Source organism: Streptomyces sp. NPDC052043 (assembly GCF_044548235.1).
Classification (GTDB): Bacteria; Actinomycetota; Actinomycetes; order Streptomycetales; family Streptomycetaceae; genus Streptomyces.
On record NZ_JBIUBT010000001.1, the window covers coordinates 629,476 to 644,607 of the forward strand.

Here is a 15,132-nt window from a genome sequence, read left to right on the forward strand (position 1 = left end):
CATCCCTCCGGGGCCGTTCCCGTGTTCCCGTAATGCCGCGGGCGGCGCCCTGCGTCCGCGTGGTGGGGGGCGTACGGAGGCGGGGAGCCCTCCGGTTCGCGACCGGTGCGCTCCCCGCCGGGGCGAGTGCCGTCCCCCTTGTGGGTTACGCCTTGCGGAGGCGGAACGTCAGGGACAGGCCCTCGTCGCTGAAGGCGTCGCCGTAGGAGGCGTCCGCCTCGCCCTGGGCGAAGTCCGTCGCCAGGACCTCCTCGGCGATCAGCGACGCGTGCTCGCTCAGCGCGGCGATGGTCGCCGGGTCCGTCGCGGTCCAGCGCAGCGCGATCCGGTCGGCCACGTCGAGGCCGCTGTTCTTGCGGGCCTCCTGGATCAGCCGGATCGCGTCACGGGCCAGCCCGGCCTGGCGCAGCTCCTCCGTGATCTCCAGGTCCAGGGCGACCGTGGCACCGGAGTCGGACGCCACCGACCAGCCCTCGCGCGGGGTCTCGGTGATAATCACCTCGTCCGGCGCGAGCGTCACCGTCTCGCCGTCGACCTCCACCGACGCCGTGCCCTCGCGCAGCGCCAGCGACAGCGCCGCCGCGTCCGCGCCGGCGACGGCCTTGGCGACGTCCTGCACCCGCTTGCCGAACCTCTTGCCCAGCGCGCGGAAGTTGGCCTTGGCGGTGGTGTCCACCAGGGACCCGCCGACCTCGCTGAGCGACGCCAGGGAGGAGACGTTCAGCTCTTCCGTGATCTGCGCGTGCAGCTCCCGGTCCAGGGACTCGAAGCCCGCCACCGCGACCAGCGCGCGGGACAGCGGCTGGCGGGTCTTGACGCCGGACTCCGCGCGCGTGGCACGGCCCAGCTCCACCAGGCGGCGCACCAGGACCATCTGCTGCGACAGCTCCGGGTCGATCGCCGTCAGGTCCGCCTCGGGCCAGGTGGCCAGGTGCACCGACTCCGGGGCGCCCGGGGTCACCGGCACGACCAGGTCCTGCCAGACCCGCTCGGTGATGAACGGGGTGATCGGCGCCATCAGCCGGGTCACCGTCTCCAGCACGTCGTGCAGCGTGCGCAGCGCGGCCTTGTCGCCCTGCCAGAAGCGGCGGCGCGAGCGGCGGACGTACCAGTTCGACAGGTCGTCGACGAACGCGGACAGCAGCTTGCCGGCGCGCTGGGTGTCGTACGCCTCCAGGGCCTGCGTGACCTGGTCGGTCAGCGCGTGCAGCTCGCTGAGCAGCCAGCGGTCGAGCAGCGGGCGGTCGGCGGGGGCCGGGTCGGCCCCGGTGGGCGCCCAGGCGGACGTACGGGCGTACAGGGCCTGGAAGGCGACGGTGTTCCAGTAGGTGAGGAGCGTCTTGCGGACGACCTCCTGGAGGGCGCCGTGACCGACCCGGCGGGCCGACCACGGGGAGCCGCCGGCCGCCATGAACCACCGCACCGCGTCCGCGCCGTGCTGGTCCATGAGCGGGATGGGCTGGAGGATGTTGCCCAGGTGCTTGGACATCTTCCGGCCGTCCTCGGCGAGGATGTGGCCCAGGCAGACGACGTTCTCGTACGACGACTTGTCGAAGACCAGCGTGCCGACCGCCATCAGCGTGTAGAACCAGCCGCGGGTCTGGTCGATCGCCTCGGAGATGAACTGCGCCGGGTACCGGCTCTCGAACAGCTCCTTGTTCTTGTACGGGTAGCCCCACTGCGCGAACGGCATCGAACCCGAGTCGTACCAGGCGTCGATGACCTCGGGCACGCGCGTGGCCGTCTTCTCGCACTGCGGGCACGGGAAGGTGACCTCGTCGATGAACGGGCGGTGCGGGTCCAGCTCCGACTGGTCGGTGCCGGTCAGTTCGGTCAGCTCCGCGCGGGAGCCGACGCAGGTGAGGTGGCCGTCCTCGCAGCTCCAGATCGGCAGCGGGGTGCCCCAGTAGCGGTTGCGGGACAGCGCCCAGTCGATGTTGTTGTTCAGCCAGTCGCCGTACCGGCCGTGCTTGACGTTCGAAGGGAACCAGTTGGTCTTCTCGTTCTCCTCGAGCAGCCGGTCCTTGATCGCGGTGGTGCGGATGTACCAGGACGGCTGCGCGTAGTACAGCAGCGCGGTGTGGCAGCGCCAGCAGTGCGGGTAGCTGTGCTCGTACGGCACGTGCCGGAACAGCAGGCCGCGGTCGCCGAGGTCCGCGGTGAGCCGCTCGTCGGCCTTCTTGAAGAACACGCCGCCGACCAGCGGCACGTCCTCCTCGAACGTGCCGTCCGGGCGGACGGGGTTGACCACGGGCAGGCCGTAGGACCGGCAGACCTTGAGGTCGTCCTCACCGAAGGCGGGGGACTGGTGGACCAGGCCCGTGCCGTCCTCGGTGGTGACGTACTCGGCGTTGACCACGTAGTGCGCGGGCTCGTCGAACTCGACGAGCTCGAACGGGCGTTGGTATGTCCACCGCTCCATCTCGGCGCCCGTGAAGGTCTCGCCCGTGGTCTCCCAGCCCTCGCCGAGCGCCTTGGCGACGAGCGGTTCGGCGACGACGATCTTCTCCGTACCGTCCGTCGCGACCACGTAGGTCACCTCGGGGTGCGCGGCGACCGCGGTGTTGGACACCAGCGTCCACGGGGTCGTCGTCCACACCAGGAGCGAGGCCTGGCCGGCGAGCGGGCCGGAGGTGAGCGGGAAGCGGACGTAGACGGACGGGTCGACGACCGTCTCGTAGCCCTGGGCCAGCTCGTGGTCCGACAGGCCCGTGCCGCAGCGGGGGCACCAGGGGGCGACCCGGTGGTCCTGGACCAGCAGGCCCTTGTTGAAGATCTCCTTCAGCGACCACCAGACGGACTCGATGTACTCGGGCTCCATGGTGACGTACGCCTCGTCGAGGTCGACCCAGTAGCCCATGCGGGTGGTCAGCTCGGAGAACGCGTCGGTGTGGCGGAGCACGGACGCGCGGCACTTTTCGTTGAACGCGGCGATGCCGTACGCCTCGATGTCCTTCTTGCCGCTGAAGCCGAGCTCCTTCTCGACCGCCAGCTCCACCGGCAGGCCGTGGCAGTCCCAGCCGGCCTTGCGGGCCACGTGGTAGCCGCGCATGGTGCGGAAGCGGGGGAAGACGTCCTTGAAGACGCGGGCCTCGATGTGGTGGGCGCCCGGCATGCCGTTGGCGGTGGGCGGGCCTTCGTAGAACACCCACTCGGGGCGGCCCTCGGACTGCTCCAGGCTCTTGGCGAAGATCTTCTGCTCGCGCCAGAAGTCGAGCACGGCGTGCTCGAGGGCGGTCAGGTCGACCTGGGCGGGCACCTGGCGGTACTGCGGCTGCGTGTTCAACGAGCTTCCTCCGGCGGATGTGCTGCCTTCCGTCGGAGGGACGAGAGCCGTTGTGCTGTCCACGCCGTGTGCGGCGCGCTCCCGCGGTACCACCCTCCTTGGCCCACCGGTGCGCCGTACGCTCCGACGAGCCCCCTCATTGGGGTCGCGATGCCGGTTCTACCGGCCCCTGGCTCCGTGCTGGGGCGTTCTTCCGGCGGCTCCGGGGTGATCTTCACGTCGCGCTCGCCCCCGGGCTCACACCGTCCCCGGGTCGCTCTGGGCTGCGTACGCCGCTACTCGTCCCCATCCACGCTTTTCGCTCCGCCCAGTGTACGGCGCCCCGGCGGTCGCGGCCGACTCGATTTCCGGAGCGGCGGTGACCCGGATGGCGCGGCGCTGCCGTTCGGATCGTAGGACGGGAGACTGGTCGGATTACGTGGCGGCGAGCTGGGCACAACGCATGCATGCCGGCCGCGCGATCCACGCGAGGCGGGCGAATCGGGCGGCGTGCCCCGTTGCCGCGGGACTCGAGTCGATTTATCGTCCCAGCACGATTCGCGAGCAAGATCACAATATGTGAAGGGGCCGCGGCCATGGTGGCGAAGAAGACCGCCGAGCAGTCGGCGTCCGGCAGGTTCCGGGGCTCCGGTCCCGACGCCGCCGGCGGCGCGGCCCGAAAGACCACCCGAACGGCGGCCAGGCCATCAGGCACGGCCGCGAAGGAGGCGGTGGCCATGAAGGAGAGGGTCACGCCGAAGCAGGCGGCCAAGGCCGGACCGACGACGGGACGCGGGCGCAGGGGCCCGGCGACCAGGACGAACGCGTCCAAGCCGCCCGCGGCGAAGGGGGTCGGGCAGCGGCCGCCCGAGGCCTCGGGGCCCGGGGAGGAACCCGCTGCCGCGGGACCGAGGCCGACGGCGCCCGTGGAACCCGCACCGGCGGCTCCCGCGAAGAGCGCGAGGAGGGCGACGGCGAAGAAGGCGGCCGCGAGGGAGCCCCGTGGGTCGGCGGGCAAGGCCCCACCGGAGGCGACCGCGCCGAAGGCGGCACCGGAGAGCGGGCCCGCCGCCGGGGAACCCCGTCCCGAGGGCGCCGAGGCGAAGAAGCCCCCGAGCAGGCGGGCCACGGGCAGAAAGACCCCCGCCGAGGCCCAGAACGCGGGGGAGAAGCCCCCCGAAGCGGAAACCGGCACCGGCGGCAAGCCGGATGCCGGGAAGGCGGGTGGGCGCGGGGCCGCCCGGAAGGCGGGTGCGCACCGGAAGGCGGGCGTCATCGGTGGGGGTGCGGCAGCCGAGGAGGCGGGCGCGCGGGAGCAGGGCGGCGAGGAGCCGGTGGGGGAGAGCACGGGGGCGGACGGCCGGCGGAAGGGCGGCCGGAAGGCGAGTGCGGGGACGGTCCCCGCACGGGCGGCGGCCCCGGACGGCCGCGCCGACGGGGCGGGGACAGGGGCTGGGGACGGGGACGGCGTGGGTCGCGTGGCGGCTCCTGGTGTCTCCGGTGCGGGTGCGGGCAGGAAGAGGACGGCCAAGAAGGTGGGCGCGGCTCGGGCCGCGAAGCAGACGGGAGCCACGACAGTGGTTGCGAAGAAGACTCCTGGCACGGCCGCGGCGGCGAAGACCGCCGTCCCGAAGGCCCGCATCGCCGCGGCGGTGGATCCGGGCGACCTCCCGGTACGCCCGGGCGAGGATCCCTGGACCCTGGAGGAGGTCTCGGCGGCCCGCGCGGAGCTGGAGTCCGAGATGGAACGGCTGAGTACCGAGATCACCTCGTCCGAGGAGTCCCTCGCGGGCCTGATGCGGGACTCCGGCGACGGCGCGGGCGACGACGAGGCGGACACCGGCAGCAAGAACATCACGCGCGAGCACGAGCTGGCGCTGGCCGCCAACGCGCGCGAGATGCTCACCCAGACCGAGCGGGCCCTGCAACGGCTCGACGCGGGCACCTACGGCCTGTGCGAGAACTGCGGCGACGCCATCGGCAAGGCCCGGATGCAGGCCTTCCCGCGGGCCACCCTGTGCGTGGCGTGCAAGCAGAAGCAGGAACGCCGGTACTGAACCGGGTGCGAGGCGTGCCGTAGTCTCGTCCTCAGTCAGGTACCTAGGTCAAGGGACTCACGTGGCAGAGGCGGAGCGCATCATCGGTACGCCGGACACTCCGGACGCGGCGGGAGCGGGGCGGCGACGCCCCGGAGAGGACGCCGGGCGGGGCGGCCCGTCCGGCGCCGACAGCACGGCGGCGGGCGCGGACGAGACGAACGGGACGCGGGCCGGCGCGGACGGACGGGCACCCGCCGCCGAGCGGCCCCGCGGCCGGCGCCGCATCGCCGTGCTGTTCACGGTCGCGGCCATCGCCTATGCCCTCGACCTGGCCAGCAAGATGCTCGTGGTGGCCAAGCTGGAGCACCGCCCGTCGATCCGGATCATCGGCGACTGGCTGCAGCTGGAGGCGATCCGCAACGCGGGCGCGGCCTTCGGCTTCGGCGAGGCCTTCACCGTGATCTTCACGGTCATCGCGGCCGCCGTGATCGTGGTGATCGCCCGCCTCGCCCGCAAGCTCTACAGCCTGCCCTGGGCCATCGCGCTCGGCCTGCTGCTCGGCGGCGCGCTGGGCAATCTCACCGACCGGCTCTTCCGCGCGCCGGGCGTGTTCGAGGGCGCGGTCGTCGACTTCATCTCGCCCAAGCACTTCGCCGTGTTCAACCTCGCCGACTCGGCGATCGTGTGCGGCGGCATCCTGATCGTGCTGCTCTCCTTCCGCGGCCTCGACCCGGACGGGACCGTCCACAAGGACTGAGCCCGGGACCGGGCCGCCGGTCCGGTCCGTCATACTCGACGGGTGAGCACGATTCCCGAGATCCGTACCCTGCCCGTGCCCGAAGGCCTGGAGGGCGAGCGCGTCGACGCCGCCATCTCCCGGATGTTCGGCTTCTCCCGTACGAAGGCGGCGGAGCTGGCCGCCGCGGGCAAGGTGCTGGTCGACGGCACGGTGGCCGCCAAGTCCGAGCGGGTGCGAGGCGGTGCCTGGCTCGAGGTCGAGATGCCGCAGGCACCCGCGCCCGTGCAGGTGGTCGCCGAGCCGGTCGAGGGCATGGAGATCGTGCACGACGACGACGACGTGGTCGTGATCGTCAAGCCGGTCGGCGTCGCCGCGCACCCCAGCCCCGGCTGGTCGGGACCGACCGTGATCGGCGGCCTCGCGGCGGCCGGCTACCGCATCTCCACCTCCGGCGCCGCCGAGCGCCAGGGCATCGTGCACCGCCTCGACGTCGGCACCTCGGGCCTGATGGTGGTCGCCAAGTCGGAGCGCGCGTACACGTCGCTCAAGCGCCAGTTCAAGGAGCGCACGGTCGACAAGCGCTATCACACCCTGGTCCAGGGTCACCCCGACCCGACCAGCGGCACCATCGACGCGCCCATCGGTCGGCACCCGCACCACGACTACAAGTGGGCCGTCACCGCCGACGGCAAGCCCTCCGTCACGCACTACGACCTGATCGAGGCGTTCCGCGCCGCCTCCCTGCTCGACGTCAAGCTGGAGACCGGGCGCACCCACCAGATCCGCGTCCACATGGCCGCCCACCGCCACCCCTGCGTCGGCGACCTGACCTACGGCGCCGACCCCACCCTCGCCAAGCGGCTGAGGCTGACCCGCCAGTGGCTGCACGCGGTGCGGCTCGGCTTCGAGCACCCCGGCGACGGCCAGTGGGTGGAGTTCGCCAGCGACTACCCCGAGGACCTCCAGAAGGCCCTGGACCGGGTCCGCGAGGAGACGTACGCATGAGCATGCCGTACGAGGTGCGTGTCGCCGAGGACCCCGCCGACCGCGAGGCCTGCTTCGCGGTGCGCAAGGAGGTCTTCGTCGTGGAGCAGGGCGTTCCGCAGGACCTCGAGTACGACGCGTACGACGCCGTCGCCGTGCACGTGCTGGCGGTCCGCGAGGACGGCGTGCCGCTCGGCACCGGACGGCTGCTGTACGGCGCCGAGGCCGCCGCGAAGACCGGCGGCGATCCGGCGCTCGGCTCCCTCGGGCGGCTCGCCGTCACCGGGGACGCGCGCGGGCTCGGCATCGGCGCCGCCCTGGTGCGCGCCGTCGAGGACGCGGCACGCGCGCGCGGCCTCTCGGCGGTGGACCTGCACGCGCAGAGCCACGCGCTCGGCTTCTACGAGCGGCTGGGGTACGAGGCGTACGGATCGGAGTTCCCCGACGCCGGCATCCCGCACCGGGCGATGCGGCGCGCCCTGTAGTCCACGGGTCCGAAGCGGCCGGTGAGCGGGGTGGCGTGGCAGGCTGGAAACCTGCCGTGTGATCGTCCGACGTTCCGGAGCGCTGAGCGTGGATCAGTTGGCCCTGCTGTTCGTCGTGTTGCTGGGGGCCGTGATCAGCGTCCCGGTCGGCGACCGGTTCGGGCTGCCCGCGCCGGTCCTGATGACGCTGCTCGGGATCGTCCTCGCCGTGCTCGGCTTCGTGCCGAACGTCGCCATCCCACCCGTCCTGATCCTGCCAGCCCTGCTGCCGCCGCTGCTCTACGCCGCCGTACGGCGTACCTCCTGGCGGCAGTTCACGGCGCACAAACGGCCCATCTTCCTGCTGGCCGTGGCGCTGGTGTTCGTCACCACCTTCTGCGTCGCCGCCGTCTCGCACGCGATCGTGCCGGGGTTGTCCGTCGCCGCCGCCGTGGCCCTGGGCGCGCTGGTCGCGCCGCCCGACCCGGTCGCGGCGACCGCGGTGGCCGGGCAGCTCGGACTGCCGCGCCGCCTGGTGTCGATCCTGGAGGGCGAGGGGCTGTTCAACGACGTCACGGCCATCGTCCTCTACCACGTGGCGATCGCGGCCGCCGTCAGCGGGGAGTTCTCGGTCTGGCGGGCCGGGCTCGACCTGGTGCTCTCCGCGGTGGTGGCGGTGGCCGTGGGCATGGCGCTCGGCTGGGGCACGAACAAGGTGCTGGACCTGCTGGGGGACCCGACCCTGCAGATCGGGCTGACGCTGCTCGTGCCCTACGCCTCCTACGTGCTGGCCGAGGAGCTGCACGGTTCCGGCGTCCTCGCCGTGCTCACCACCGCGCTGTTCCTCGCCGAGTACGCCGCCGACGCCGACGACGTGCTGACCCGGCTGGCCGGGCACACCGTCTGGGACGTCGTGGACACGCTCGTCACCGGGGTCGCGTTCGGGCTGATCGGCCTCGAACTGCACAACGCGCTGCGCACCGCCTCGGGCCGGTGGGGCGAGCTGCTCGGCTGGGCGGGCGTGGTCGTGGCGGTGGTGGTGCTCGTGCGGCTGGTGTGGCTGCTGCCGGCCACCTGGCTCACCAAACGGCTGCACGCGCTGCGGGACTACGAGGAGGACATCCCCATGACCTGGCGGGAGACCGTCGTCATGTGGTGGTCCGGGATGCGCGGTGTGGCCTCGGTGGCGCTCGCCCTGGCCATTCCGCTGAAGACGGACAGCGGCGCGCCCTTCCCCGACCGGGACGAGATCGTGTTCATCGCCTTCGGGGTGATCATGGCGACGCTCGTGCTCCAGGGGCTCACGCTGCCGTGGCTGGTCAAACGGCTGGGGGTACAGGCGGACAGCGAACGGGAGAAGGCGTTCGAGGAGGAACTGGCGGCGCGCGCGTCGCGGGCGGCCAGGCGGCGGCTGCGGGAGATCGAGGCGGTCGAGGAACTGCCGGAGGAACTGTCCGAGCAGATGCTGCGCCGGGCCTTCGACATCGGGCTGCGGATCAGCCCGCAGTGGGGGGAGGAGGAGCGCAGGGAGGGCCACGACAAGCGCGTACGGCGGCTGCGCCGGCTGCGGCGGATCCAGAGCGAGATGCTGAGCGCGGCGCGGCACGAGGTGCTGGCGGCACGCCGGGAGCCGGGGGCCGACCCGGAGATCGTGGACCGGGTACTGCGCCACCTGGACGTACGCAGTCTGCGGTGAGCCGCGCTCGGCGTACGGGCCCGGCCGGTGCCGTCTCGGTACGCTCGGATCATGAGTCGCAACGTCGTCATCAGCGGGGGCGGTACGGGGATCGGACGTGCCGCGGCACGGACCTTCGCGGCCGACGGGGACCGGGTGCTGCTGCTCGGGCGGCGGGGCGAGGTACTGCAGCGGGCCGGGGTGCCGGGCGCGCTGACGTTCGCCGCCGACCTGGGTGACGTGGCCGGGGTGCGGTCGGTCGCCCGCTTCGTGGCCGACGAGCTCGGGGCCGTGGACGTGCTGATCCACAGCGCCGGAGGGTCGGGGCGGCTGGAGCCCCGGGCGGAGCGGGAGGATCCGCTCGACCGCGTCGCCGACGACTGGACGGTCAACTTCCGGATCAACACCCTGACCGCCGTGCTGCTCACGGAGGCCCTCGGGGAGCGGCTCGCCGAACCGGGCGGCCGGGTGCTGTTCCTCAGCTCCATCGCCGCCTACCGCGGTTCCGGCAGCGGCGCCTACGCCGCCTCCAAGGCCGCGCTGCATCCCTACGCCCACGACCTGGCCCGCCGGTTGGGCCCGCGCGGGATCACCGTGAACGTGGTCGCGCCCGGATACGTCGAGGACACCGACTTCTTCGGCGACGCGATGGACGACGCCCGCCGCGAACGGCTCGTCGCCGAGACCTCCACCGGTCGCCCCGGGACCCCGGGCGACATCGCGGCCACCCTCCACTGGCTCGCCTCACCGGCCGCCGCCCACATCACCTCCCAGATCATCCAGGTCAACGGCGGCGCGGAACGCGGCCACTGAGCCCGCCGCGCCCGTGGCGGCCGCGGTCAGCCGCGGGTCGTCGGGGAGTTGCTGACGGCGGGGTGGGGCGTGCCGTCGTGGAACGGGGTGGGGAGGTCGGGGCGGCCCGGGGACGGTACGGCCTCGGCCGTGGCGACGCGGGGGAGGGCGTAGGGGTGGTGTTCGCACAGCCAGCGGAGCAACTGCTCGCGGACCACGACCCGTACCGTCCAGATGTCGTCGGCATCCTTCGCCGTCACCAGCGCCCGTACCTGCATCGTGGTCGGCGTCGTGTCCGTGACCACCAGGTTGTAGGCGCGGCCGTCCCAGGCCGGGCACTCGCGCAGGATGTCGCGCAGCTTCTCGCGCATGGCGTCCAGCGGCGCGCAGTGGTCGAGGTGGAGGTAGACGGTGCCAGTCATCTGAGGGGTGCCGCGCGACCAGTTCTCGAACGGGTTGGACGTGAAGTACGACACCGGCATGGTGATCCGGCGCTCGTCCCAGGTCCGTACCGTCAGGAAGGTCAGCGTGATCTCCTCGATCGTGCCCCACTCGCCGTTGACGACGACGGTGTCACCGAGCCGCACCATGTCGCCGAAAGCGATCTGCAGCCCCGCGAACATGTTGCTCAGCGTGGACTGCGCCGCGACACCGGCGACGATGCCGAGCAGGCCGGCCGAGGCCAGCAGCGAGGCACCGGCCGCGCGCATCGCCGGGAACGTCAGCAGCATCGAGGCCGCCGCCACCACGATGACCACCGCCGAGACCACGCGCATGATCAGCTCGACCTGGGTGCGCACCCGCCGCACCCGGGCCGGGTCCCGGTGCGCCTGGGCACTGGCGTAGCGCGAGTACGTGGTCTCGACGACGGCCCCCGCGATCCGGATCACCAGCCAGGCCGCCGAGCCGATCAGCACGAGGGTCAGCGTCCGGCCGATGCCGACCCGGTGCTCCTCCAGCAGTTCGGCGTGGTCGTAGGAGCCTCTCAGCAGGGCTGAGCACAGGACGAGCTGGTAGGGGACGCGGGCGCGGCGCAGCAGGCCCCACACCGGTTGGTCGTGGTGCCGTGCGTCGGCCTTGCGCAGCAGCAGGTCGGTGGCCCAGCCGATGACCAGTGTGAGGACGACCGAGCCGCCGGCGACGATCAGGGGGCGGAGTACGTTCTCCATGCCTGCGAACCTAACCCGCGACGCGCGGTGTGAACACGTGTGGACGTGAAGAACGCTGGTAGGGCGGGGGCGGTGTGACGAGGCTCTCCTCGGCCGGCCGCTCACCGTGCCGGGCGGACCCCGTCGTACCCGGCTGGCACCATGAGCGCATGAACATCGTGCTCTTCCACTCGACCTACGGCCTCAGACCCGCCGTACGCCAGGCCGCGGACCGGCTGCGTGCCGCCGGGCACGAGGTGTGGACGCCCGATCTCTTCGACGGCCGCTCGTTCGACACGGTCGAGGAGGGCAGGGCCTGCAAGGAGTCGATCGGCAAGGACGAACTGCTCAGGCGGGCCGTGCTGGCCGCGGCGCCCTACTCGGAGCGGGGTCTGGTCTACGCCGGGTTCTCGTTCGGGGCCGCGACCGCGCAGACGCTCGCCCTAGGCGACGAGAAGGCCCGCGGTCTGCTCCTGCTGCACGGCACCTCGGACATCGCGCCGAACGCGAGCGCGGACGGACTGCCCGTCCAGTTGCACGTGGCCGAACCCGACCCGTTCGAGCCGGACGACTGGCTGAGCGCCTGGTACCTCCAGATGGGCCGGACCGGCGCGGACGTGGAGGTCTACCGCTACGCCGGGGCCGGCCACCTCTACACCGACCCCGACCTGCCGGACTACGACGAGGAGGCCGCCGAGGCCACCTGGCGGGTGGCGCTCGGCTTCCTCGCGGACCTCGGAACCGACTAGGGCTCGGAACTGACTGGGGGCTCGGAGCGGACTGGGGCGCGGAACCGGCCGCGGCCCGGGCCGGGCGCCAAGTGGACGAGGGGGCGGGCGGACCGGCAGAGGTCCGCCCGCCCCTCGCGCGGGATGCACGGCGGCGGCGACGCCGTCCGGCCGGGGGTCAGCCCTTGAGGGCCGCGTCCACCGCCGCGTTGAACTCGTCCACCGTCATCGGCGGGTTCTGGGTGCCGGGCGTGGTCACCTTCTTGCCGTCCATGACCAGGCTCGGGGTGCCGTCCACACCGTCCTTGTTGTTGTCGAAGGTCTTCGACATCGCGACCGCCCAGGCGTCGTACTTGCCACTCTTGACGTCGTTGCGGAACGACGCGTTGCCCTTCAGGGCCGGCACGGTGTCCGCCACCTTGATGAGGTAGTCGTCGCTCTTGAACTTGTCGTCGGTTTCCTCCGGGTGCCACTTCTTCGAGTAGAGCGCAGCCTTGTACTCGAGGAACGCCTCGGGGCTGACGTTGAGCGCGGCGCCCATGGCACTCATCGAGTTCTTGGAGCCCTCGCCGTTGTCGTGGTTGTCGATGAAGGTGCCGCCGATGTACTGGAGCTTGAACTTGCCGTCGTCGACGTCCTTCTTGACGGTCGCGCCGACGGTCTCCTCGAACTGGCCGCAGATCGGGCAGCGCGGGTCCTCATAGATCTTGAGGGTCTTCTCGGCCGAGCTCTTGCCGATGACCACGGTCGTGCCGTCGGTGCCGGTGGTGTTGGCCGGGGCGACGACCTTCTCGTCCTTCACGGCCTCCCAGTGGCCGGGCTTGTTGGCCTGGACGACGGCGTAGCCGATGCCGCCGGCCGCCGCCAGTACGGCGACGACCGTGCAGGCCACGACGAGCTGCCGCTTGACCTTGGCCCGCTTGGCGTCGCGCTCGCGCTCGGCGCGCAGCCGCTCCCGGGCCGCCGTCTTCGCCGACTGGGTGTTCCGCTTGCTCATGGTGGTGTTCTCCTGTGGGACGCGCAGCTGTCGTGCGCGGGATACGAGTGGGGGACTGTCGTGCTCGGGGCGCCCAGGGGTGTCGCTCAGACGAGCGCGAGGGCGTCCGGGCACGGCGGTCCGCGCCGTCCCAGGGAGTGCACGAGGATGCGGGCGCGCAGCGTGGCGATCCGCGGCGCGGGACGCGTGGGCCGGACCAGCGGGCGGGTGCGGCGCACCGTGATCGCCGCCACCGCGAGCAGCAGCGGCCGGAAGGTCGTGGCGGCCGCCGCGCACAGCAGCTGGGCGAGCGCCCGCTCGCCGCGGCGCAGCCAGCCGGCCGCGAGCAGGCCGACGCCGATGTGCGCGGCCAGCAGCAGCCAGGCCGTGGCCGGGTCGGCGTGCGCGAGCAGGGCGGTCAGCCGGCCGGTGTCGGTGCCGGCCATCTGGGCCAGCGGGGTGCCGACGTCGGTGTGCCCGCCGCACAGCACGTCGAAGCCGACCGAGCGCAGGGGACCGGCGACCGGGCCGCCCGCGGGGCCGTAGCAGAGGTGCTGGCCGGTGGTGAAGACGGTGTCGGCGGCCAGCTCCAGCGGGACCAGCAGGGCGGCGATCCGCCCGAAGCCGCGCTCCCGGCCGGCCAGCGCGTAGGAGAGCAGGAACACGGCGGCCGCGACCGCGGCCACCGTGTTCAACGGCAGCGGGACCCGGGACAGCAGCACGTGCGACGCGGTGCTGAGCGTCACGACCATGGTCGTGAACAGCACCGCGCGCACGGCTCTGAGCTTGGTCCCGGATATGTCCATAGCGAGACAAGAGTGTGTCACGTGGGCCGGTAAGAGACCCCTAAAGGGTTCCTGTGAGCGGCCCGTCCGTCACAGACCCGGAATCCCCCCGTCGCGAAGCAGCTCCACGAAGATGCGGTGGTCCTCGCGCGCGCGTGCCGCATAGGCGTGCGCGAAGTCGACGAGCAGCGGCGCGAAGCCCTCCTCGTCGCCCGCGATCGCCGCGTCGATGGCCCGCTCGGTGGAGAACGGCACCAGCGACTCGCCCGAGGTGTCGTCCGCCGCCGCGTGCATGGCGGCCGTGGCCCGGCCCAGGTCGGCGACCACCTGCGCGATCTCCTCCGCATCGTCGATGTCGTCCCAGTCCAGGTCCAGGGCGTACGGCGAGACCTCGGTGACCAGCCGGCCCGCTCCGTCCAGCTCGGTCCAGCCCAGCCACGGGTCGGTGTGCGCCTGGAGAGCGCGCCGGCAGACCACCGTGCGGTGGCCCTCGTGCTGGAAGTGGTCGCGGACGGCCGGGTCCGTGACGTGCCGGGAGGCCGCCGCGGTGTGGGCCCGCTGGACGGAGATCACCACGTCGTGCTCCAGGGCGTCGCTGTCGCCCTCCAGCAGGATGTCGTACGACAGGCCGGCCGCGCCGATGCCGCGGCGGCCGACGACGTCCTTGACGCGGTAGGACTCCGGGCGGGCCAGCGACGCGTCCGGCAGGGTCTCCAGATAGCCGTCGAAGGCCGCGAGGACCTTGTAGCGGGTGGCGGCGTCCAGCTCGACCGCGCCGCCGCCGGGCGCGAAGCGGCGCTCGAAGTCGCGGATCTCCGTCATCGACTCCAGCAGTCCGGTACGGGTCAGCGCGCGGGCGTCACGCAGCGTGTCCAGAAGGGGGCCGTCGGCGGTGTCCAGCGTGAAGGGCGGCACCTCGTCGCTCTTGGCGCCGGTGGCCAGGGCGTGGATCCGGTCGCGGTAGGCGGTCGCGTAGAGCGTCACCAGCTCGGTGATCCGGTCGTCGCCGAGCGCCTTGGTGTACCCGACGAGGGCGAGGGAGGCGGCGAACCGCTTGAGGTCCCAGGTGAACGGGCCGACGTAGGCCTCGTCGAAGCCGGTGGCGCTGAAGACCAGCCGGCCGTCGGCGTCCATGTAGGTGCCGAAGCTCTCCGCGTGCAGGTCGCCGTGGATCCACACGCGTGAGGTGCGGTCGTCCAGGTAGGGTCCGCCGCGCCGGTCGGCGGCCAGGTCGTGGTGGAAGAGGCAGGCCGTGCCCCGGTGGAACGCGAGGGCCGAGGCCGCCGTCCTCCGCAGCCTCGTGCGGAACGCGTCCGGATCGTCGGCCAGGAGCTCGCCGAAGGCGGTGTCGAGGACGGCGATGATCTCCTTGCCGCGCTGCTCGTCGCTGAGCTGGGGGACCGACATCGCGGAGTGCCTCCTGGTGCAGGTGGTGCATGACGTATGGAGTGGGTCCGGCAGGAGCGTTCCCCCGAACCAACGTCCGGCGGTGCGGCGGAGTGCCCGTGCTGTACCGCCTGAAGGTACGGCCGGAACG

At 72.5% G+C, this 15,132-nt stretch carries 12 protein-coding genes; 7 read left to right on the top strand and 5 right to left on the bottom strand.

All coding sequences use genetic code 11. The features are described from left to right. Positions 1-145 precede the first annotated feature (145 nt). Entirely contained in the window at positions 146-3,286 is a 3,141-nt protein-coding gene (gene ileS, locus ACIHCX_RS02780; protein WP_400025909.1) for an isoleucine--tRNA ligase, read from the bottom strand. A 575-nt stretch (positions 3,287-3,861) separates the two neighbouring features. Between ileS and ACIHCX_RS02785 the strand changes: the two genes are divergently transcribed. The 6 genes from ACIHCX_RS02785 to ACIHCX_RS02810 all read left to right on the top strand — a co-directional run bounded on the left by ACIHCX_RS02785 (position 3,862) and on the right by ACIHCX_RS02810 (position 9,979). Then, positions 3,862-5,322, top strand: a complete 1,461-nt coding sequence (locus ACIHCX_RS02785; RefSeq protein WP_400025911.1) for a TraR/DksA C4-type zinc finger protein — start codon at positions 3,862-3,864, stop codon at positions 5,320-5,322. A 61-nt stretch (positions 5,323-5,383) separates the two neighbouring features. Next, positions 5,384-6,061, top strand: coding sequence for a signal peptidase II (gene lspA / locus ACIHCX_RS02790; protein WP_400025913.1), 678 nt, complete (start codon positions 5,384-5,386; stop codon positions 6,059-6,061). 42 nt (positions 6,062-6,103) lie between these two features. After that, positions 6,104-7,048: an RluA family pseudouridine synthase gene (locus tag ACIHCX_RS02795; protein WP_400025914.1), complete on the top strand. Its 945-nt coding sequence runs from the start codon at positions 6,104-6,106 to the stop codon at positions 7,046-7,048. Next, on the top strand, positions 7,045-7,512 hold the full coding sequence (locus tag ACIHCX_RS02800; protein ID WP_400025915.1) for a GNAT family N-acetyltransferase: 468 nt from the start codon (positions 7,045-7,047) through the stop codon (positions 7,510-7,512). The genes ACIHCX_RS02795 and ACIHCX_RS02800 overlap by 4 nt, the downstream gene beginning before the upstream one ends. An 88-nt stretch (positions 7,513-7,600) precedes the next feature. Continuing rightward, positions 7,601-9,187, top strand: a complete 1,587-nt coding sequence (locus ACIHCX_RS02805; RefSeq protein WP_400025917.1) for a Na+/H+ antiporter — start codon at positions 7,601-7,603, stop codon at positions 9,185-9,187. A gap of 51 nt (positions 9,188-9,238) precedes the next feature. Beyond that, positions 9,239-9,979 (top strand): SDR family NAD(P)-dependent oxidoreductase, encoded by a 741-nt coding sequence (locus tag ACIHCX_RS02810; protein WP_400025918.1) that lies wholly within the window; start codon positions 9,239-9,241, stop codon positions 9,977-9,979. Between the two features lie 26 nt (positions 9,980-10,005). On the opposite strand, the gene ACIHCX_RS02815 is transcribed toward ACIHCX_RS02810, so the two are convergent. Continuing rightward, entirely contained in the window at positions 10,006-11,127 is a 1,122-nt protein-coding gene (locus tag ACIHCX_RS02815; protein WP_400025920.1) for a mechanosensitive ion channel family protein, read from the bottom strand. A 149-nt stretch (positions 11,128-11,276) separates the two neighbouring features. Here ACIHCX_RS02815 and ACIHCX_RS02820 point away from each other — a divergent pair, with 149 nt between their 5' ends. Further along, entirely contained in the window at positions 11,277-11,855 is a 579-nt protein-coding gene (locus tag ACIHCX_RS02820) for a dienelactone hydrolase family protein (RefSeq protein ID WP_400025922.1), read from the top strand. A 157-nt stretch (positions 11,856-12,012) separates the two neighbouring features. Here ACIHCX_RS02820 and ACIHCX_RS02825 read toward each other — a convergent pair whose 3' ends face one another. From ACIHCX_RS02825 to ACIHCX_RS02835, 3 genes are all read right to left on the bottom strand, one after another. Beyond that, complete coding sequence (locus ACIHCX_RS02825; RefSeq protein ID WP_400025924.1) at positions 12,013-12,831, bottom strand: thioredoxin domain-containing protein; 819 nt, start codon at positions 12,829-12,831, stop codon at positions 12,013-12,015. Positions 12,832-12,917: 86 nt separating this feature from the next. After that, complete coding sequence (locus ACIHCX_RS02830; protein WP_400025926.1) at positions 12,918-13,616, bottom strand: hypothetical protein; 699 nt, start codon at positions 13,614-13,616, stop codon at positions 12,918-12,920. Between the two features lie 69 nt (positions 13,617-13,685). Further along, positions 13,686-15,002 carry a DUF2252 domain-containing protein gene (locus ACIHCX_RS02835; RefSeq protein WP_400025928.1) on the bottom strand — a complete coding sequence of 439 codons (1,317 nt, stop codon included), beginning with the start codon at positions 15,000-15,002 and terminating at the stop codon, positions 13,686-13,688. Between the last annotated feature and the right edge of the window lie 130 nt (positions 15,003-15,132).